This window comes from Micromonospora sp. NPDC048835 (assembly GCF_040649995.1).
Classification (GTDB): Bacteria; Actinomycetota; Actinomycetes; order Mycobacteriales; family Micromonosporaceae; genus Micromonospora.
This window is the reverse complement of the sequence record NZ_JBEZGM010000016.1, coordinates 104,242-124,086: the sequence shown is the minus strand read 5'-3', so window position 1 is coordinate 124,086 and position 19,845 is coordinate 104,242. Positions and strand designations below refer to the sequence as shown.

Annotated in this window: 17 protein-coding genes; 6 read left to right on the top strand and 11 right to left on the bottom strand. The window is 70.3% G+C overall.

Going from position 1 to position 19,845, the window contains the following annotated elements; translation table 11 throughout:
* Positions 1-72: 72 nt before the first annotated feature.
* Positions 73-1,230, top strand: coding sequence for a macrolide family glycosyltransferase (locus AB0C15_RS20485; protein WP_357354155.1), 1,158 nt, complete (start codon positions 73-75; stop codon positions 1,228-1,230).
* A gap of 169 nt (positions 1,231-1,399) precedes the next feature.
* Here AB0C15_RS20485 and AB0C15_RS20480 read toward each other — a convergent pair whose 3' ends face one another.
* The 3 genes from AB0C15_RS20480 to AB0C15_RS20470 all read right to left on the bottom strand — a co-directional run bounded on the left by AB0C15_RS20480 (position 1,400) and on the right by AB0C15_RS20470 (position 3,955).
* Entirely contained in the window at positions 1,400-2,536 is a 1,137-nt protein-coding gene (locus tag AB0C15_RS20480; protein WP_357354153.1) for a DUF1996 domain-containing protein, read from the bottom strand.
* A gap of 466 nt (positions 2,537-3,002) precedes the next feature.
* The gene (locus AB0C15_RS20475) at positions 3,003-3,773 is read right to left on the bottom strand and encodes a Crp/Fnr family transcriptional regulator (RefSeq protein ID WP_357354151.1); all 771 of its coding nucleotides are present in this window, start codon (positions 3,771-3,773) and stop codon (positions 3,003-3,005) included.
* The gene (locus tag AB0C15_RS20470; protein ID WP_356980844.1) at positions 3,770-3,955 is read right to left on the bottom strand and encodes a hypothetical protein; all 186 of its coding nucleotides are present in this window, start codon (positions 3,953-3,955) and stop codon (positions 3,770-3,772) included. Before AB0C15_RS20470 ends, AB0C15_RS20475 begins: the two co-directional genes overlap by 4 nt.
* Positions 3,956-4,548: 593 nt before the next feature.
* On the opposite strand from AB0C15_RS20470, the gene AB0C15_RS20465 reads away from it, so the two are divergent.
* The 3 genes from AB0C15_RS20465 to AB0C15_RS20455 all read left to right on the top strand — a co-directional run bounded on the left by AB0C15_RS20465 (position 4,549) and on the right by AB0C15_RS20455 (position 6,823).
* Entirely contained in the window at positions 4,549-5,811 is a 1,263-nt protein-coding gene (locus tag AB0C15_RS20465) for an Ig-like domain-containing protein (protein ID WP_357354149.1), read from the top strand.
* Positions 5,812-5,874: 63 nt separating this feature from the next.
* Positions 5,875-6,330, top strand: coding sequence for a hypothetical protein (locus tag AB0C15_RS20460; protein ID WP_357354147.1), 456 nt, complete (start codon positions 5,875-5,877; stop codon positions 6,328-6,330).
* Between the two features lie 109 nt (positions 6,331-6,439).
* On the top strand, positions 6,440-6,823 hold the full coding sequence (locus AB0C15_RS20455) for a MerR family transcriptional regulator (protein WP_357354144.1): 384 nt from the start codon (positions 6,440-6,442) through the stop codon (positions 6,821-6,823).
* Positions 6,824-6,895: 72 nt separating this feature from the next.
* On the opposite strand, the gene AB0C15_RS20450 is transcribed toward AB0C15_RS20455, so the two are convergent.
* Complete coding sequence (locus AB0C15_RS20450) at positions 6,896-8,005, bottom strand: ROK family protein (RefSeq protein WP_357354143.1); 1,110 nt, start codon at positions 8,003-8,005, stop codon at positions 6,896-6,898.
* Between the two features lie 42 nt (positions 8,006-8,047).
* Here AB0C15_RS20450 and AB0C15_RS20445 point away from each other — a divergent pair, with 42 nt between their 5' ends.
* Positions 8,048-9,274: an MFS transporter gene (locus tag AB0C15_RS20445; RefSeq protein WP_357354141.1), complete on the top strand. Its 1,227-nt coding sequence runs from the start codon at positions 8,048-8,050 to the stop codon at positions 9,272-9,274.
* 28 nt (positions 9,275-9,302) lie between these two features.
* On the opposite strand, the gene AB0C15_RS20440 is transcribed toward AB0C15_RS20445, so the two are convergent.
* Together AB0C15_RS20440 and AB0C15_RS20435 are read right to left on the bottom strand one after the other, a co-directional pair.
* On the bottom strand, positions 9,303-10,631 hold the full coding sequence (locus AB0C15_RS20440; RefSeq protein WP_357354139.1) for an alpha/beta hydrolase: 1,329 nt from the start codon (positions 10,629-10,631) through the stop codon (positions 9,303-9,305).
* Positions 10,632-10,715: 84 nt separating this feature from the next.
* Positions 10,716-12,095, bottom strand: a complete 1,380-nt coding sequence (locus AB0C15_RS20435) for a serine hydrolase domain-containing protein (protein ID WP_357354137.1) — start codon at positions 12,093-12,095, stop codon at positions 10,716-10,718.
* A gap of 235 nt (positions 12,096-12,330) precedes the next feature.
* On the opposite strand from AB0C15_RS20435, the gene AB0C15_RS20430 reads away from it, so the two are divergent.
* Positions 12,331-13,707 (top strand): FAD-dependent monooxygenase, encoded by a 1,377-nt coding sequence (locus tag AB0C15_RS20430; RefSeq protein WP_357354135.1) that lies wholly within the window; start codon positions 12,331-12,333, stop codon positions 13,705-13,707.
* A 47-nt stretch (positions 13,708-13,754) separates the two neighbouring features.
* On the opposite strand, the gene AB0C15_RS20425 is transcribed toward AB0C15_RS20430, so the two are convergent.
* The 5 genes from AB0C15_RS20425 to AB0C15_RS20405 form a co-directional block, all read right to left on the bottom strand.
* Positions 13,755-14,231 carry a heme-degrading domain-containing protein gene (locus AB0C15_RS20425; protein WP_357354133.1) on the bottom strand — a complete coding sequence of 159 codons (477 nt, stop codon included), beginning with the start codon at positions 14,229-14,231 and terminating at the stop codon, positions 13,755-13,757.
* Positions 14,232-14,270: 39 nt separating this feature from the next.
* On the bottom strand, positions 14,271-15,716 hold the full coding sequence (locus AB0C15_RS20420) for an SDR family NAD(P)-dependent oxidoreductase (protein WP_357354131.1): 1,446 nt from the start codon (positions 15,714-15,716) through the stop codon (positions 14,271-14,273).
* Between the two features lie 104 nt (positions 15,717-15,820).
* Positions 15,821-16,726: a siderophore-interacting protein gene (locus AB0C15_RS20415; RefSeq protein WP_357354129.1), complete on the bottom strand. Its 906-nt coding sequence runs from the start codon at positions 16,724-16,726 to the stop codon at positions 15,821-15,823.
* 27 nt (positions 16,727-16,753) lie between these two features.
* Positions 16,754-18,853, bottom strand: coding sequence for an iron ABC transporter permease (locus tag AB0C15_RS20410; RefSeq protein ID WP_357354228.1), 2,100 nt, complete (start codon positions 18,851-18,853; stop codon positions 16,754-16,756).
* A gap of 5 nt (positions 18,854-18,858) precedes the next feature.
* The gene (locus AB0C15_RS20405) at positions 18,859-19,845 is read right to left on the bottom strand and encodes an iron-siderophore ABC transporter substrate-binding protein (RefSeq protein WP_357354127.1); all 987 of its coding nucleotides are present in this window, start codon (positions 19,843-19,845) and stop codon (positions 18,859-18,861) included.

Below are 19,845 nucleotides of genomic sequence, written 5' to 3'. Positions count from 1 at the left end.
GGATACCGATTCCGCCCGAAATAGGCACTCCGCAGCGGGCGGTTCGGCACCTACTGTGTAAGGAGATCCGTCATGGCCCACATCGCCTTCATGAGCCTCCCCGAGGCCGGTCACCTCAACCCTCTCCTGCCGATCGCGCGGGAACTGGTCGAGCGGGGTCACCGCATCACCTTTCCCGCCGACGACTCAATGGTCGAACGCATCCGACCGACCGGGGCCGAGACCATCTCCTATGAGCCCCGCCCCACCGAGACCATCGTGATCGACGGCATGGACGCCGCCGCACGCGCCACCCTCGCCCTGCTCCAGCAACTAGAGCACGTTCTGCCGCAGATCGAGACGCGATACGCCGACGACCGGCCCGATCTGATTGTCAACGACTGGCTTGCATGGGCCGGCCCGATGCTCGCCGCCAAGTGGCATCTCCCCAGAATCCAGTCCTGGTCCGCCCACGCCGCCAGCGAGGGCTACGACTTCGGGACTTTCATCGTCGGCATGTTCGCCGCCAGCCCCGTCAAAGCCGAGTTCGACACCCTGCTCGACGCCGTCCTCAGCCGGCACGGCATCCCCCCACTCCAGCTGCACGATTTCTACAAACCCGCCGAGTTCAACCTCGTCTACCAGCCCAAGTCCTTCCACGTGCACAACGAAACCTTCGACAATGACCGCTACGCATTCGTCGGCCCCACCCGGATGCCCGCCGCACAGGACTGGACGCCCCCGCGACGTCCGATGGTCCTAGTCTCGCTAGGCACGATCATCAGCCGCCGGGACTTCTTCCACGCCTGCATCCAAGCGTTCACCGACGAGCCGTACCACGTCGTGATGTCCGTAGGCCGCAGCATCAACCCCACCGACCTCGGCCCACTGCCCGCAAACATCGAGGCCCACCAACACATTCCACAACCTGCCGTACTCGCACACGCCGACGCCTTCGTCACCCACACCGGCATGAACTCCACGATGGAAGCTCTGGCAGCGGCCGTGCCGATGGTCGCCATCCCCCACACCCCCGAGGAGCAAACCACCGCCGAACGCGTCGCCGCCCTCGGCCTCGGAACGGTCCTCACTCCCGCCGACGCCACCGCCGAACGTCTGCGCGAAGCCGTCCGCGGCCTGCTCGACGAGCCAACTACCCGGCAGCGACTGCGCGCCATGCAGAACGACCTGCGCACGGCGGGCGGCGCCCTGCACGCCGCCGACACCATCGAGGCCCGCCTACCCCGGTGAGGCAGCCGGTCGCGAGTCGAACTCGATTCGCCTACTGCCGTTTGCAGTACTAGGCGAGGTCCCCGGTCTTCAATTCCGCCCGGTGGCAGAGCCGTCCACCGGAGACCTCGCTACGTTTCGATCACTAACCCGCGACGATCCGCTGGCCAGCTCACATCGACCGACCGCTCTAGAAGTTACCGGCCGAGTTGCACTTCACGCCCTGGTCGAGGCAGTTGCGCACCCGTGCGGCGAGCGCCTCGTCCTTCCACGCGTTGAAGAAGTCCGCGTGCATCGAGAACGACGTGCCGGACGCGAGGGTGATGCCGTCCGTGTTCGCGCTCAACGGGTAGGAGATCACGAAGGACACCGATGGCACGGGCACCGGGTGGCTCTTCGGGCACGCCCCGGTGTGGTCCCCGTTGGCCATGTGCGCCTTGTGGTCGGGGCTGTCCAGGTGCTTGCCGTCCCAGCAGTCCGGGAAGGTGATCTGCCGGACGATGTGCGCGGTCTTGGCGCAGACCGGGAACGTCTTGTCGGCGCTGCGGCCGATCTCTCCACCGATGCCGGCGCACCAGAAGTGGTTGCCCTGCTTGTCCGGGGTGTCGACCTGGTTCTTGGCGTTGCCGGTGATCATTCGCAGGCCGAACGGGAAGGGTTGGGTCCTACTCGGATCCTTCAGGCGGGAACCGTAGTAGACGGTCACCTCCTTCGGGTCCACCACCTTGCCGTTCTGGTACATCGTCGGCACCCAGTAGGCGGACTGGTCGTCAGGCGAGTTGCAGGTGGTGGCCTTCGACGCCCGCAGGGACTCGGCGGTCGAGTTGGCGTCGGTCGACCTGTTGCCCCAGAACGTGTGGTTGTGCGAGCCGCCCACCAGTTTCGGTAGCACGATCGGGTCGTCGCTGTTGTGGTGGCTGGTCGTACAGCCGACGTTGAACTCGGGCACCTTGACCGGGTTTCCGGTCACCAGCTTGGGCTTGCGCGCGAAGAACGCCTTCGTCGCGGCGGCCTGCGCGGCGGCGTCGATGGTGATCCAGCCACCGGAGGCGGTGGGCGGTGCGGCGCTGGTAGCCGGGGTGGACGGCTTGTTCGGCGCGGACGGGGTGGCCGAGGTACCCGGGGCGCTCGGCGTGGCGGACGGGTCGCCCGGGGTCGTGGCCGTCGGAGCGTCCGGGCCGGACGAGCCGATGCCGGTGTCGCTGGACGGGCCGGAGGCGCCCGGTGTTGCCGGTGCCTCCTTGCAGCCGCCGGCGAGCGCCACGCTCACCAGCAGCAGGGCGGTGACGGAACGGCGGTGTCGAGGGGTGGAGCGGAGATTTATCAACGGGGGCACACCTTTCTTCCGAGAGGGAAGAATACGAGCGGACCCCCTGCCCGCTTCCAGTCGGCACGATTAAGTCTCCCTTAAATAGCGCAGCGCGATTGCCTCGTTAGCTCTGCGGAGCCGCTGCGATGTCGGCTCGATCTCAATTTCTTGATTCTTCTCCAAAAACCGTAATCGACGGCTGCGCCGGCACTCCGCATCTCGGCGTGCTCTGCCGCATCCGGTCAGCAGCGGTCGCGGGCCATCCTGAGGAAGGCCGCCCCAACACGATTTTCGTCGAACGTTCGGTGAGCGGCTCTAGGTCGATGCCGGGGCTCGGGTCGGTGGGCGGATCGGCTCGTCGCCTTCCCAGCCCTTCTGTGGTTCAGCGAACGGGGCGGGCCAAGACCGGTTGCTCTGATGCTGCGCCAATCGAGTCAGCCTCTTCCCGCCGGACGTGCCAGCTACTACCGAGACTTCGACGACCTCATTTTTTCTTGGCCGTCAAATCGGAGTCACTCGCGATCAAGGTCAGGAGGTCATGGTCGAGGATGATCACGGAATTTCGCCCGGTATTGACCACGTGAAGTTTTCGAAGCTGTCGAAGGGCGCGTGCGACAGTTTCCCGGGATGCGGCGGTGATGCCAGCGATGTCATTCTGGTTGATGCCATCTAATCGGCTTGTACGATCTGGTTGTCGGAAGCCGAATCTGCGGTCGATGTCTATAAGTGTTTGGGCAACTCGAGCAGCTGCGGAATATGTGCCGTTGGCAAGGCCGACGGTGCGGCTGGCATCGAGACGCGTGAGCGTGTAGCGATGAAGCTCGCGCCCAATGGCAGGCTGCTGATCGATGAGTCGTCGCAGGTCAGCGTGAGGTAGTACTTGAAGGACCGTGTCGCCATCGGTTGTGGCGGTCACTTGGCGCTTACTCTCGAGGAACATCTCGCCGTAGCCCGCAATGTCTCCTGGTCCGCAAAGGTCAACAAGCATCTCGTGTCCGTTGGGTGCTGCAAGCGTCAGCCGCAGTCGTCCTCCACGCACAAGAAACGCGGGCCCGGAGACCTCGCCCTGAAAAAAGAGCCGATGTCCCGAGCGGTACGTCCTCGGGCCCAACGATAGTTGGTCAAGATTGCGCACTTGCTCGGGTGAAAGACGGCTGAGGAATGCCATCGGTGGGCTGAGCTCGGTCAGGTCGAAGCCGCGGCCAGCCACAGTGGCGAGCGTGGGCGCAGAGGTGCTGCGCCCGTCGACGGTCACTGGCCCGCCAAGGCGGTCAGAACCGGCGGGAGGGTCGCAAAGAGCGCGCCCAAGGCTAGAAGCACGGCAACGATGATCCTGCTGCTCCGGCCGCTGAGCTGCGACACGACGTAGCCCGCGAGCACCATAAATGCAATCGCAACAACAACCCCACCCAAGATCAAGCTTGGATCTGTCTTCATGACGTCTCCTTGAACGTCTCACATCGCCGAGTCCGGGACGCGTCCTAGGTGGAGATCCTGAAGGCCCTGGTAGGGGAGCCGACCTGCCACAAGGGACGAAACCTGGTTCCGGGAGCATAGGCCCTCAAGGCGCGGAGCGGTAGACCCAGAACTCGATTCGGATCGACCATCCGGAGAACAAATTTAACAATTATTGCGAGGACGCGAGTGTCTGCGGTGCGAGTTTCGATTCCGTGAGGAGTCCGCTTGTGTGTCAGATGACGCAGAGCCTGGACGGGGGATGGCTGCATACTCTTCACCTAGCTGACGTCCCTGTCTCTCGCCGAGTCCGGGCGCAAGCTGTGGCAGGGCTGGTGGGGGTGGTAGCCCACTGGCCCTGCCTTCGTCATAAGTGGCGACCACACCCACTGGCCTTTGCGCAGGAGGCGACAGTGGCTTGGAAGGCCCATCGAGGCGATGTGCCGCCTTCCGGTCGGCGACGGGTGTCAGTCAGCGGCAGCACCTTTGTTGGGTAGTTTGCGGAAACGGCGCGGGGTGCAGACGACGCGGAGAGAATTGCCGCCACGGAGCACACGGGAGCCGGGGGGCGTTCGATGGGTTTACGAAGGCGGATGGTGCTCGTCGCGGTGGCCGTCGCGGCGACACCGCTGGCCCTCGGTGGATGCACCACCGAGCGGAAGGCCGCCGTACGTTCGGCCGAGCAGGTGGTGCCGTCGCCTGAACTCACCGTCACACCCGCCGATCTCTCCCGCAACGTGCCGCTCAGCGCCGAGGTGGTTCCGCTCGTCTCGGGCGGAAGGATCACCGCCGTCCGCATCGTCGACGAGGCGGGCACGGTGGTCAGGGCGGAGCCACGCGAGGACGGCTCCGCCTGGGTGCCGAGCGCCCCGTTGCGCCCGCAGCACACGTACACCGCGTCGGTGACCGCCAGCGGCGACTCCGGGCGGACCACCACCCGCACCACCAGCTTCACCACCGCGGCGTCGTCGACGAAGCCGCAGGTGAGCAGCACCTTGTACGTCGCCGACAAGCAGACGTACGGCACGGCCATGCCGGTGACCATCGATTTCGATCCGCCCATCGCCAGGGCGGCCCGCGCCGCCGTGCAACGTCGGTTGTTCGTCACGACCAGCCCACCCCAGCCGGGTGCCTGGTCCTGGGTCGACGACGGCAGTCAGGTCTACTACCGGGCCCCCGACTTCTGGCGGCCGGGCACGACGATCAGTGTCCGGGCCGGACTGGAGGGTCTGCCGATCGGCAAGGACCTCGTCGGTGACGCCGACCGCACCGCGACGTTCCGGATCGGACGGCAGGTGGCGATCGAGGTCGACAACGCCACCAAGCAGATGCGGGTGTTGCGCGACGGCAAACTGATTCGGAAGATCCCGGTCAGCCTCGGCAAGCGCAGCACGCCCACGTCCAGCGGCAAGATGGTGATCATGGAGAAGTACCAGTACACCACGTTCGACACGCGCGGCGAGCCGAACGGCGGCTACGTGGTGAACGTCGAGGACGCGCAGCGGCTCACCTGGGGCGGCGAGTTCATCCACGGCGCACCCTGGTCGGTGTCGGATCAGGGACACCGCAACGTTTCGCACGGCTGCACGAACATCTCGCCGGCCAACGCCGACTGGCTGATGGGCGTCACCCAGGTCGGTGACCTGGTCACCGTCACCGGCACCGAGGTCCGGCTCCAGTCGGGCAACGGCTGGACGGCCTGGAACACCAGTTGGGGCCAGTTCATCAGGGGCAGCGCGCTGCCCGTACCCGCGAATCTGCGACCGGCCCCGGCGTCGGCGCCGCCCGCCCGTGCGGTCGCCGGTGGCGTGCCGACGCCGGGGTCGTCCGCCTCCTGAGTGTGAACCACCAGCCGCCCAGCGGGCTCTCGCCGCTGGCGAGGCAGACCTACCCTCTGGGCCATGACGTACGAGCCGATAATGGTTCCCGGCCCGAGGCCCCCCAACCGGACGCTTCGTACGGTCCTGATCGTCGTCGGCGCCCTACTGGCGCTGTGCTGCGTCGTTGGCACCTGCGTCGGCCTCTGGCTCTACCGCTCGGTCAAGGACACCGTCGAACCGGTCCGGGTGGCCGCGACGGCTTACCTCGACGACGTGCAGGCTGGCAACTACGCGGGCGCGTACGGGCGGCTGTGCGACCGGGTGCGCGACACCATGCCGCAGGAGGACTTCGTGCGGATCCAGAGCGCGCAGTTGAAGATCAGCAGTTACGAGATCACCGGCGTGAACGTCAACAACCACAACGGGCGGGTCACCGGGACCGTCCAGGTCGAGGCGGTCCAGGCGGCCACCGGCGCGAGGTTCACCCAGGGGATGGCGCTGGTCAAGGAGAACGACGACTGGCGCGTCTGCCAGTGAGACAGCACACCGTCGCCGCGCAGAGGTCGGCGTGCGAGCTACGGTGGAACCTGACGTTCGCGTGAGGAATAGGCCATGTGGCTGACGTCACCGGCCTGGGGGAGGGTCGATGCGGATCGGGGCACTCGCGACGAAGACCGGGGTGTCGGTACGAGCCCTGCGCTACTACGAGGAGCAGGGCCTCCTGACTGCCGCACGGAGCAGCGGGGGTCAGCGCCACTACCTCGACGACGCGACCGACCGGGTGTATCTGATCCAGATGCTGTACGCCGCCGGCCTGTCCAGCAAGAGCATCCTGGACCTGCTGCCCTGTGTCGACGCGAAGGTCAACACACCGCAGTCGCGTGCCCTGCTGCGCGCCGAACGCGACCGCATCGATCGGCAGATCGCCCAGCTCCGGCAGGCGCGCAAGCGGCTCGACGAGGTCATCGCGCACAGCGAGAGCCCGGCCAGCGGCTGCACCCGGGCGGACGCCGACGCACTCGTGGCGTAGGGGCGCGCCGCCATCGGACCGCTCGGCGATCGGTGGCTGCTCAGCAGGGCGGCGCTCGGCGTGTCGAGCTGCTCAGCCGCCAACGATCACGGAATGGCCCAGCTCCGGGATGCCGTAGTGCTGGTCGAGGACCTGCATGGCGGCGCCTGCGGCGATCACGTCCGCGCCGAGACTGGACAGGACAACCTTCGTGGTCAGCCAGTGCGCGCGTCGGGCGTCCGCCTGGACGGCCTCGGTGACCGCCGCGAGATAGGTCTGCGGGTGCCCGAGCAGGTCCGCGCCCGCCAGCACCACGTGGGCGAGGTCGAGGGTCTGCAGCAGGTTGACGACGCCCACGGCCAGCACCCGGGCGGCGTGGGCGATGTCCCCGGCCTCGGCGGCGTGCTGGTGCACGATCTCCAGGCATCCGTGGCGGCCACAGACGCAGCGGGGCCCGGTCAGGTCGACGACCGTGTGGCCGAACTCGCCCGCGTTGGTGTGCGCCCCCCGGTGGGCCGCGCCGCCAAGCCAGAAGCCCCCGCCGATGCCGGACTCGACCATGATCAGAGCGGCGTCGCCGAACGTCGCGCCGTGCCGCCAGGCCTCCGCCGTGATCCCCGCGGTGACGTCCTTGTCCAGGTGGACGGGGAGGCCCAGGTGTTTCTCGGCGATCTCGCGCAGCGGTACGTCGTGCCAGTGCCGCAGGCCGTGGGCGTCCCGGACCAGGCCGTTGGCGTGGTCGAGGGGGCCGATCATGCCGATGCCCAGCCCGGTGAGCCGACCTCGTAGGTCGCCGGTGCCGGCCATCGTGTCGAGGCCGGCGCTCAGGGCGTCGAGGAGGTGCTCCGGGGTGAAGTCGCGGGGCAGGGGACTGACGGCGGAGTGGTGCACGGTGCCGGCCAGGTCGACCAGGACCAGCCGCAGGGTACGCCGGGCCACGTGGGCGCCGATCGCGAAGCGGCTGTCCGGGACGAGTTCGTAGACGACCGCTGGCTTGCCGATGCCCGGACGTCGGACGCCGGCGGGGCGGATCAGGCCGTCGGCGCTCAGCCGAGCGATGACCTTGGAGACCGCCTGCGGTGTCAGGCCGGTGGCCTCGACCACTGTCGCGCGCTCGAACGTGCGAGCGGTACGCCCCACCGCCATGACCAGAGCTTGGTTGTAGCCGCGCAGGAAGCTGACGTCGGCAGTGACGCGAGTCATCTCACCACCCTATTACGCAACGCTGTTGCTAAAGTTTTTTCGGTGATCGAGTTGAGTAGAGGTCGACGGCTGGCCGCGCTGGCCGCCCTGGCACTTGGTGGCGTCGCGGTCGGCCTGACCGAGTTCGTGGCGATGGGGCTGCTGCCCGACATCGCCCGTAACCTGCTCCCACACGAGTACGCGCGGTCGTCGTCGGACGCGGTCGCCCGCGCCGGCTGGATGATCACCGCGTACGCGCTCGGCGTGGTCGTCGGCGCGCCGTTGATCGCCGCGTTGAGCGCGCGCCTGCCCCGCAAGAAGCTCGTTCTCGGGCTGCTCGTGCTCTTCGCCGTCGGCACTGTCGCATCCGCGGCCGCCCCCACCTTCGACCTGGTGCTGGTGGCCCGGTTCGTGGCGGCGTTGCCGCACGGCGCGTACTTCGGTGCGGCAGGTCTGCTCGCGGCGACCCTGATGGGCCCGGGCAACGAGGCGCGAGGTTTCGCCACCGTGCTCGGCGGCCTGACGGTGAGCAACCTGGTCGGCGTACCACTCATCACCCGGCTCGGGCAGTCGGCCGACTGGCGGGTCGCGTACCTGGTCATCGCGGGCTTCTTCCTGCTCACCCTGCTGGCGGTGCTGGCGGTCGTGCCGGAGGTCGCCGCGGCGGTCGACGGCTCGCCGGCCGCCGAGTTGCGGGCGCTGCGGACCTCGCAGGTCTGGCTGGTCGCGGCGACCGGCGCCATCGGGTTTGCCGGGTTCTTCGCGGTGAACACCTACATCGCCCCGGTCACCACCGACGTCACCGGCCTGACCGCCGCGACGGTGCCGTGGGCGTTGGTCGCGGTGGGCCTCGGGATGACCGTCGGCAACGCCCTGGGCGGCTGGTTGGCCGACCGCGACCTACAGCGCAGCACGGTCATCGGCTTCGTGGCGATGATCGTGAGTATCGCCGTGTTCAGCCTGGTGGCGTCGACGCGTGTCGGCCTGTTCGTGGGCGCGTTCCTGGTCGGTGCGACAAGCCTCTACCTCGGCCCGGTCCTGCAGGCGCGGCTGATCACCGTCGCCCCGGGTGCGCAGCTGATGGGCGCGGCGCTCAACCAGTCGGCCATGAACATCGCGAACAGCCTGGGCGCGGCCCTGGGCAGCGTCGCCATCGCCGCCGGACTCGGCTACCTCGCGCCGGCCCGGGTGGGCGTCGTGCTGGCCGTCGTCGGGTTGATCCTGGGGCTGGTCAGCTTCGCCGTCGGACGCCGCTCACGCGAGCCGGTCCCGGTCTCCGTCTCGGCCTGACAGCGGCCGGGCCGCGTCCGGCACGCGGTCAGAAGTCGTCCACGCTCACCGTCACCCGGTCGGTGCTCGACCGCCAGTTGGGCACGTTGATCACCTCATGGCCGCCGCCGCGCTGGCCCACGGTGATCCGTACCAGGCCGAGACGTGCCGGTGTGGCCGGGATGAAGACGTCCATGCCGGTGATGAAGGTCTGGCTGAAGAACTCCGGCAACGGGGCGGTCAGGTCCGTGACACCATCGCTGCCGTCGTCGAAGGCGAAGATGCCGATCGTCCTCTTGGCGCGCGGCGTGTTCGCCGCGTTCAGGACATCCCGGCCGTTGATCCAGAGGTGGTCGTCGGCGTCGCCCTGGTCGCCCCACCACTCCTTCTGGCGTTGGATCGTCAGCGCCGTGTGCCGGTCGCTGGTGTCGACGAGAGCGCTGAGACCCTCGCCCGGCACGCTTGTCGCCAGGCGTACGAACGAGTCCGAGCGCAGGAACGGCTGGAAGTAGAAGTGGTGCGTGGCGGCGCCGGGGCGCGAGATGGCGAACTCGTAGCGGGCCGTGGCGAGCACCGGAAGTGGACCGAACGAGCCGTCGCCGTCGAGTGACAGCCGGTGCGCGGGCCGGTGCGACAGTCGGCCGCCGGTCAGCGGACTCACCGGGTAGACCTCGAGCGTCGCACCGGTGACGCCGACGTTGCTCGGGAAGAGCACGGCGCGACCGGAGACCCGGGCGGTGCCGAAGAGTTGGGGCACGATCCGCGTCGTGCCCGGCGCACGGCCCTGGAAGAACCGGAAGATCTCGCCGAACGACTCCACCGACGACACGGTCTGGGTGTGCGACTGGTCCGGCAGGTGCACGTTCGTCGCGCCGACGATGGTGCGGGCCGGGTCACCCTCGCCCCAGACGGCGAGCGTGGGCACCCCACCCGGCAGTGTGGTCGCGGTGCGCCCGTCCAGGTTCACGTAGTGGGCGACCCGGGCGGCGCGCTCCGGTGAGCTGGTGAGATAGGCCTGCGTGACGAAGGTGCCCAGCGAGTGCGCGACGAGGTCGACCCGGTCCGCGCCGGTGGCCGCCAGCAGGCGGGAGATCCGTGCGTCGAGCCCCGCGTGCACCTGGGGCAGGATCGCCGCGGTGTTCGGGGAGTCGTACTCGTGCGCTTCGACGATGTCGATCGGGTACCCGTTGCTGGTCAGCCGCCTGGCCTGGGACTCGAACTGGGCCGCCGACCCGGCGCTGCCGTGCACGAAGATCACTGGTCGGTACGTCGGTGTGGCGGCGGCCTCGGCGGCGCGGGACGCGGTGACGGCGGACAGGCCTGCGGCGAGAGCGACTCCGGTCACCACCGAGAGCAACCTGCGGCGGGATGTGTGCATCGGGCCTCCACCTGAGGGACGAAGTATGTGCACTGTCAGCGCAGGTATCGTGTCAGGATGCGGCGCGATGGTCCACCCCTGCGGTCAGGTGACCGCCGCCGCGAGCAGGTCGCCGACGGCGGCCCGGACGGGGTCGGGGTTCGACCAGCTCCAGTTGGGGTGCGCTCGGTTGGTGAGCAGCGCCAGAACGAGTTTGCGGTCCGGTGCGACCAGGAGCGAGGGGCCGGCGAACCCGGTGTGGCCGAAGGTCCGCGCCGAGGCGAGCTTGCCCATGAACCAGCTCTGGTTGAGCACGACGCCGAGGCCGTGTGCCGAGGTCCGGTTGGGCCGCTCGGGGTCGATGGCGGGCTTGCCGGCGTTGTGGTTGCTGAGCATCCGACGCACGGTTGCCGCGGCGAGGATGCGCTTGCCCTGGTAGGTGCCCTCGTTCAGGAGCAGCTGACCGATGACCGCGAGATCCTTCGCCGAGGCGAAGATGCCGGCGTGACCGGCGATGCCGCCGAGGTGGTTGGCGACGTCGTCGTGGACGACGCCACGCAGCAGACCCCGGGACGAGCGGGCGTCGGTGGCGACCAGGCGGGCCGCCTTGGAGCTGGTGGACATCCAACTGCTGGCGTTGAAGCCGGTGTCGGGCAGGCCGAGCGGGCTGGTGAGGTTGGTCCGCAGGGCCTGGTCGAGCCGTTGGCCGGTGACCTTCTCGACGATCTTGCCGGCGACCATGAGCCCGACGCTGGAGTAGCGGAACGTGTCTCCGGGCACGGCGCCGGAGACCAGCGGCGTGGTGAGTACGGCGTTCCAGCGGGCCGCGTTGTCGGGCAGTCCGGTCACCTTGGCGCCGACCGGCAGACCGCTGGTGTGGGTGAGCAGCATCTCGACGGTGACCCGCTCCTTGCCCGTGCCGGTGAAGGCGGGCAGGTAGTCGCGCACCGCGGCGCCGAGGTCGACCTGTCCCTTGTCGACCTGCTGCAACAGCAGGATCGCCGTGTACACCTTGGTGACCGAGGCGAGGTCGAAGATCGAGTCGGGGCGCATCGCGACCCGCTGGCTCGCCGCGAGCAGCTTCGGGCCCGCCCCGTACCGCAGCGCCTCGCCGACCGTGGTGTGCACCGTCATCTCCCCGTCCACCAGCACGAGAGCGACGGCGCCGGGGAAACCCTTGTGCTGGACGGTCTGCGGTGTGGCGGGCAGGTGTCGTCGCAGCAGCGCGGTCACGTCCCGCGCGTAGCTGGCCTGACCTGCCGGTGGGGCGCCGCCGCTCGGGGGGACCGGCGCGCCCGGCGCGGCGGACGGCGACCTGATGGTGCCCGCCGGACCGAAGCCGGTTCGGCTCCCGGCGACGTCCGTGCCGGCCACCGCGTCACCGGCCGTACCGGGGTTCGACGCGTTCCTGTCACCGCAGCCGGCGAGGGCGGAGGTCGCGGCGGCCAGGCCGACCCCGAGCAGAGTACGACGCGCAACGGGCATGCCGGAGATGGTGACAGCCGGGCCGTGGGCGCGCCACCTGACCCGTCCGAACGCCGACCCGGCCCGCCCCATTGGTCAACGGGTGGTCATCTGCCGGACACTGTCGGTCGACGTTCAGGCAGTTGTGCGACGATCGGCGGCATCACGTCGAAGGGCCGTCCGCCGGTCCGTCGACGCGCCCTCCTGGACAGTCACCGGGAAGGGCACACACCTCGTTACCCTCTTGGAGAGCACGATGTCCCTCTCCCCGTCCCGGGTCTTCGCAGAGCTGAACGCGGCTCGACCCCCGGACCGGCCGTCCCCGACGATGGGCACGGCCGTCGTGGTCGGCGGCAGTGTCGCCGGTCTGCTGGCCGCCCGGGTGCTGTCCGACCACGCCGAGACCGTCGTCATCATCGACCGGGACGACCCGCAGGTGACCGGCGCGCGGCCCGGCGTACCCCAGGGGACACAGTTGCACGCGCTGCTGCCCGGCGGCCTCTTCCAGTTGGAGCGGCTGTTTCCCGGCTTCCGCGCGGAGGCGCTGGCGCGCGGAGCGGTCGAGGCGCCGCCCGAAGCCCGGCGCAACTACCTCGACGGACGTCTGAAGGTCGTCGTCCCCGACGACGCGGACAGCCTGGCGGGCAGCCGACCGCTGCTGGAGACGCTGATCCGCCAGCAGGTGCTCCGACTGCCGAACGTCAAGACGATCACCGCGCGCGCGACCGGCCTCGTGTTCGACGGCAGCGCGGTCACCGGGGTCCGCTGCGATGTCGGCGGGGTGCCCGGTGTCGAGCGCGCCGACCTCGTGGTGGACGCGATGGGGCGGTCCAGCAAACTGTCGGACTGGCTGGAGCAGGCCGACTGGGACCGGCCGGCCATCCGGCGGATGGCAGTGCACCTCAACTACGCGACCGCCCTGTTCCGCCGTCCGGCCCTCGACCCGCCCTCGACGGTCGTGCTGGCGCTGAACACCCCGAAGGCGGCGGTGGACGTGGCCGGGGCCGCGTTCTTCGCCATCGAGGACGGTCGGTGGATGGCCATGATGGCCGGTTACGGCAACGACCGCCCGGGGCGCACCGCCCCGGACTTCGTCCGCCGGCTGCGGGAACAGTTCCCACCGGAGTTCGGCGAGGTTGCCGACCAGGAGATGCTCGGCGACGTCCAGACCTACCACCACGCCGACAGCCGGCGGCGGGACTTCCACGAGCTGAAGCGCTTCCCGGCCGGGCTGATCAGCGTCGGAGACGCCGTCGCGTCGTTCAACCCGGTGTACGGGCAGGGCATGACGTCGGCGGCCCTGCACGCGGCCTGCCTGACGACGTACCTCCGGTCCGGACCGGACCTGCGGGCGCCCGCGCGCCACTTCCTCGCGCTACAGAAGGTCGTGGTCGACGCGGCCTGGTCGATCTCGACCTCGGCGGACCTGGCGTTGCCCCACGTCGACGGACCCTACCCACGCGGCTACCGGCTCTCCCGCTGGGCCAGCGGGCAGATCATCGCCGCGACCGTCACGGACGTACCGACCGCGCGGCGGTTCAACGACGTCGTCTCCATGCGCGAGCACCCGCGCTCGTTGACCCGGCCCGGCGTGCTCCTGGGGGCGCTGCGCGCCAACCGGCGCGCGCACTGAGCGGGTGGCCCGGCGGCCTCGACACGAGGCCGCCGGGCAGCCCCGCCCTAGCGGGGGAGCTTGCGAAGGATGTCGACCACGAAACGGTGGTCGTCCAGCTGCGGCAGCCCGGAGACACCGACCCAGCCCACCACGCCGGTGCCGCGCACCCGCAGCGGCACCGCACCTCCGGCCGCCGCGTACCGCGAGGCCGGCAGGCCGAACCGCTCGGCGAGCGTCACCTGCTTGTCCTGGCACAGCCGGGCCATGTAGAGCGAGGAGTGCTCGAAGCGCATCACCACCCGCCCCTTGCGGCGCAGCCACGCGTCGTTGTCCGCGGTCGACCCCGGCAGGCCACAGTGGAACAGCTGCCGCCCCGCCCGCCACACGCCCACCGACACCGGCAGCCGCTGCTCGGTCGCGGCGGTGACGGCGAGCATTCCCAGCTCGTACGCGTCGGTCTCGGACAGACCAGCGAGCTCCAGCTCGGTCTCCTCGCGCAGCAGCTCGTCAAGCGTCGGCCACGACTCACGCTCAGCTGACATGTCTCTTCTCCTCATCGGGCAGGGGCGATCACCGGGTGATCACCAGGCGCAGGGCGCGTAGTCCTTCAGGAAACAGCCGTACAGGTCCTCGCCCTGCTCACCGCGGACGATCGGGTCGTACACCCGGGCCGCGCCGTCGACCAGATCCAGCGGGGCGTGGAAACCCTCGTCGGCCAGCCGCATCTTCGTCGGATGCGGGCGCTCGTCGGTGATCCAGCCGGTGTCCACGCTCGTCATCAGGATGCCGTCGGTGAGCATCTCCTCGGCGCTGGTGCGGGTCAGCATGTTCAGCGCCGCCTTGGCCATGTTGGTGTGCGGGTGCCCCGGCCCCTTGTAGCCGCGGCCGAACTGGCCCTCCATCGCCGACACGTTCACCACGTACTTGCGCCGGGCCGACGCGGCGGCCATCACCGGGCGCAGCCGGCTGACCAGCACGAACGGTGCGGTGACGTTGCACAGTTGCACTTCGAGCAGCTCGACCGGGTCCACCTCCTGCACCCGCTGGACCCAACTGTTGACCGAGTCGAGGTCGGGTACGAGACCCCCGGCGTCGATGGCCGTGGACGCCGCGATCCGCTCCGGCGACGCCGAGCCGCTGGTCAGTGCCAGCGCGGTGAGCGCGTGCGGGGTGAGCCCGGCGGTGAGGCTGCCCGCCGGGGCGCCCTGCCCGGCTGGCTTGGCGAACGTGATCAGCTCCGGCAGTGGGCCGTCCGGAAGTGCCGCGGCCTCGGCGGCGACGAGTTGCGCGTACGCCCCGGGGGACCGGCGGACGGTCTGCGCCGCGTTGTTGATCAGGATGTCCAGGGGGCCCTGGCTGGCGACGTCGTCGGCGAGGGCGATCACCTGGGCGGGGTCACGCAGGTCGATCCCGACGATGCGCAGCCGGTGCAGCCAGTCCGCGCTGTCCGGCATCGCGGCGAAGCGGCGGACCGCGTCGTGCGGGAACCGGGTCGTCACCGTCGTGTGTGCGCCGTCACGCAGCAGCCGCAGCGCGATGTACATCCCGATCTTGGCCCGGCCGCCGGTGAGCAGCGCACGCCGGCCGGTCAGGTCGGTACGGGCGTCGCGGCGCTCCCGGTTCAGCGCGGCACAGGACGGGCAGAGCTGGTGGTAGAACGCGTCCACCTGGCGGTAGCGCTGCTTGCACACGTAGCAGCCGCGCGGGTTGTGCAGGAAGCCGGCCGTCTCGCCCGCAACCGTCGACGCGAGCGGGATGCCCTGCGTCTCGTCGTCGATCCGTCCCGGAGCGCCGGTGGCGGTAGCCTCCGTCACCGCCCGGTCGGCGGCGAGGACGGCGTCCCGCCGCTCCTCGCGTCGCCGCTGCTTGATCACCTTGTAGAGCCGGGCGGTGGCGCGCTGTACCCGCACCACGTCGGGGTGGTCGGGTGGCAGCGCCTCCAGGGCCTCGAAGACGCTGAGGCAAGCCTCCAGCCGGTCTCGGTCAATGCCGTCCTGACCGTTTTCGGTAATGCTGTCCACCGTCATGCGTCGTTGTCTCGTCCCGTATTCCGGGTCGGCTCGCGCCGGCCCGCCCCAAGTCCGACCCGAAACTGTACGCACCACGCGGCCCTCGCCGCACCTCGCCGCAGTCAGGCGGCGTCGGCCTGGCCGAGACGCCAGTAACCCATGAACGCCACCGCCCGCCGGTCCAGCCCCCGCTCGGCGACCAGGTGCCGGCGCAGGGTACGGATGACACCGGCCTCCCCGGCCAGCCACGCGTACAGCGGAACCGAGGCCACCACGTCCGGCACCTCCCACAGGATCTCGGTGTCCACGTCCACGTCCGGTACGGGCTGGGCGGCCCTCGACACGCCGGGAGCCAGCAGTTCCGCCGCAGCGGCGGCGACGGCCGGCACCAGCCGGCTGCCGTGCCCGTCGAGCCCCCGGGGCAGCCACCGGACCTCGACGCCGGGGGGCGTCACGAGCGGCAACACGTCGTCGGCGTCGGGCACCTCCAGCAGGACCACACCCCGGGCGTCGAGCGGGAGTCGTTCGCAGATGCCGGCGATCGCCGGCACCGCCGTCTCGTCCCCGGCCAACAGCAGGGTGTCGGCCGTCGACGCTCGGAACTCGATCCCGCCGTGGTTGCCGTCGTAGCCGGCGTCCGGCCCGACGAGGGCGATCTCGTCGCCGACGCTCGCGCGCCGGGCCCACCGGGTCGCCGGGCCGCTGTCGCCGTGCAGCACGAGGTCGATGTCGACCTCGGCGAGGTGCGGTCGGACCGCCCGCACGGTGTAGGTACGGATCGGGTTGCGCAGGTGGTCCGGTAGGGCCCGCCAGGCCGCGTACCAGTCCGCGCCGCCGGCGAGGTGCACCCCGCGCTCGCCGGGCAGCGGCAGCACCACCTTGATCCGCTGGTCGTAACCGTTGTCGGCGAAGCGGTCGAGGTCGACGCCGGTGAAGGTGACCCGGGTGAACGACGGGCTGAGTCGGCGTACCGCCGCGACGGTGACGTCGAACACGCGCCACGGGGCGATGGGCAGGGTCTGGGTCATGGTGCCTCTCTCGGCTCGGGTCGGCGGCTAGCGGGAGTTGGTCGTCACGGCGCGGGAGCGCCACAGCAGCCAGACGAAGTACGGTGTGCCGATCATGGCGGTGACCAGGCCGGCGGGGACCTGGGCCGGGGCGATGATCGTCCGGCCGAGGGTGTCGGCGATGCTGACCAACGCCGCGCCGAGCAGGGCGGCCACCGGAAGTACCCGGGAGTGCCGTCCGCCCACGAGAGCCCGCGCGGCGTGCGGGGCGACCAGGCCGACGAAGCCGATGACGCCGACGGCCGAGACAGCGGTGGAGGTGAGCAGCGCCGCCGCGCCGAGCGCGATCAGCCGGGTGCGTTCCAGGCGGACGCCCAGCACCCGGGGCGTGTCGTCGTCGAGCGCCAGCAGGTCGAGTTCCCGGCGGGCGGCGACCACTGCCGGGGTGAGCACCAGCAGGGCGATCAGTACCGGCAGCACCTGGGTCGGCGTCCGCCCGTAGGTGGAGCCGGAGAGCCAGGTCAACGCCTTCCCGGTGTTCCACGGGTCGAACGCGACGACCAGGAAGGTGATCACTGCCATGCCGCCCTGCCAGGCGCCGAAGCCGATCAGGACCAGTCGGTCGGAGCTCAGCCCGCCGCGCCAGGCCAGGCCGTAGACCAGGGCGAACGCCAGCATCGCGCCGAGCCCGGCGACGCCGGAGACGGCCCACACCCCGGCCAACGGCACGAAGGTGAGAAGCGAGACGGCCCCGAGCCCGGCACCGGCGGTGATGCCGAGGATGCCGGGTTCGGCAAGCGGGTTGCGGCAGACCGCCTGCACGGTGGTGCCGGCGACCGCGAGCGCCGCGCCGGCCAGGACCGCCGCGGCGACGCGCGGCCACCGCTGGTCCAGCACGAAGGTGTACGCGGGCCCGGTGCTGCCGTTGATCCAGTTGACGACGTCCCCGAGCAGCACCCACGTGTCGCCGAGGAGCATGCCGACCGCCACAGCGGAGATGGTCACGACGGCGGTGATGGCGACGACGCCACGGTGGAAGACGGCGGAGCGGACGGCCGCGTGCCCGCCGGGCGGGCGGCGGGTGGGGCCCGCGTCGCGGTGACGGCGGGCCAGCCAGATGAGGATCGCCGCGCCGAACAGGGTGGTGACCACGCCGGTGGGAATGTCGACCCCGGCCTGCCCGCCCATCACGGCACGGAGCAGCACGTCGGAGCCGAGCACGATGATGACCCCGGCGATGCCGGACAACGGCAGCAGGACGCGGTGCCGGTGCACCCCCGGCACCACGGGGGCGAGCAGCCGGACGATCACCGGGGCGCACAGGCCGACGAAGCCGACCGGGCCGGTGAGGGTGACCGCCGCGGCGGAGAGCAGCACGGCCAGCACCATGACGGTCAGTCGGGTGCGCCGCACGTCGAGGCCGAGCACGGTGGCGGTGTCGTCGCCGAGGGCGAGGATGTCGAGGCGGTGTCCGAGCAGCACGAGCACGAGGGCTGCGCCGACGATCACCGGGGCGAGTTGGGTCAGCGCGGTCAGGTCGCTCTGCACCAGCGAGCCGTTGCCCCAGGCGAACAGACCGATGGTGGCCTGCTCGAACAGGAGCAGCAGCAGGGTGGTCACCGACCCGAGCGCCAGCGCGGTCGCCGAGCCGGCGAGGATCAGCCGGGTGGTGCCGGCCTGCCCACCGGAGGACATCGCCATCACCAGGCCGGCGGCGGCCAGCCCTCCACAGAAGGCGAGGCCGCCGGCGGGCAGCGCCGGCAACGAGATGCCGAACGCGGCGACGGTGACGATCGCCAGGTGGGCGCCCGCGTTGACCGCGAGGGTGTCGGGGGAGGCCAGCGGGTTGCGGGCGATCGACTGCAACGCGGCCCCGGCGAACCCGAGTGCCACGCCGATGGCCAGCCCGGCGAGCAGTCGGGGAAGCCGGGAGGCGATCAGGACGCGGGCCGCCTCGTCGTCGCCGCCGGTCGCGAGCCGCAGCAGGTCGAGGGCCCCGACGTTCGAGGTGCCCTGGGTGAGGTGCACCGCGCCGACCAGAAGCAGCAGCAGGATCGCCGCGACGAAGACCCCGACGACGCGGGGTACGGCCCGGCGCCCGTCCGGAGCCGGCCGGGTGGCCGGCTCCGGGCGTGCGGGTGCGTTCAGCACGCTCACACCGCGTACGTCTTGACGAGTTCGTCGATGTACTGCTTGCCGGAGAGCGGCCCACCGAAGGTCCAGATGCCGTTGGGCATCTTGTGCAGGTTGCCCTTCTGCACGAAGGGCAGCGACTTCCAGATGGCGTTGCTGGCGAGCCCGTCGGCGAACACGTCGTCGCCGTCGGAGGCGTTGTAGAAGAGGTGCACGTTCGGGTCCTTGAGCACGGTCATGCCCTCGACGTCGGTCTGGCCGAGGCCCCACACCTCATCGGTCTTGCCGGTCCAGGCGTTGGTGAGGCCGAGTTGGATGCCGATCTGGGAGACGAGCGCGCCCTTGCCGAACATCCGGATGCTGACGGTGCTGCCCTCCTTCCAGCCGTCGGCGATGGCGAACGGCCGGCCGGCGGCGCCCGCGTCGGCGATCTTCTTCCTGCCGTCGGCGATGGCCGTGTCGAAGTCGGCGAGCAGCTTCTCCGCCTCGGTGGTCTTGCCGACCGCCTTCGCGATCATGGTCAGGTCAGCGCGCATCCGGCCGAGGTTGTCGGTGGCGTCACTGGCCTTGGCGACCACGACGGGGACGAACTTCTCCAGCTGGCTGACGATGGTGCCGCCCCGGTCGTCCTCCATCACGACGAGGTCGGGCTGGAGGGCGACGATCGAGTCGATGCTGGGCTCGCCGCGAGCGCCCACGTCCTTGACGCTCGGGTCGAGCTTCGCCGAGGTGACCCAGGTGCCGTACCCCTTCGGGTCGGCCACACCGACGGGCATGACGCCCAGGCTGACAAGCATCTCGACCTCGCCCCACTCGAGCCCGACGACCTTGGTCGCCGGGGTCTTGAGGGTGATCTCCTTGCCCCGGCTGTCGGTGATGGTGACCGGTCCGCCGGCCGCCGAGGAGGCGGAGGTCTCGGGGGTGGCGGCCTTCTCGGTGGTGCCGCAGGCGCCGAGTGTCAGGGCGGCCACGACGGCGATGAGGGCGGTGAATCGGGTACGGGTCAT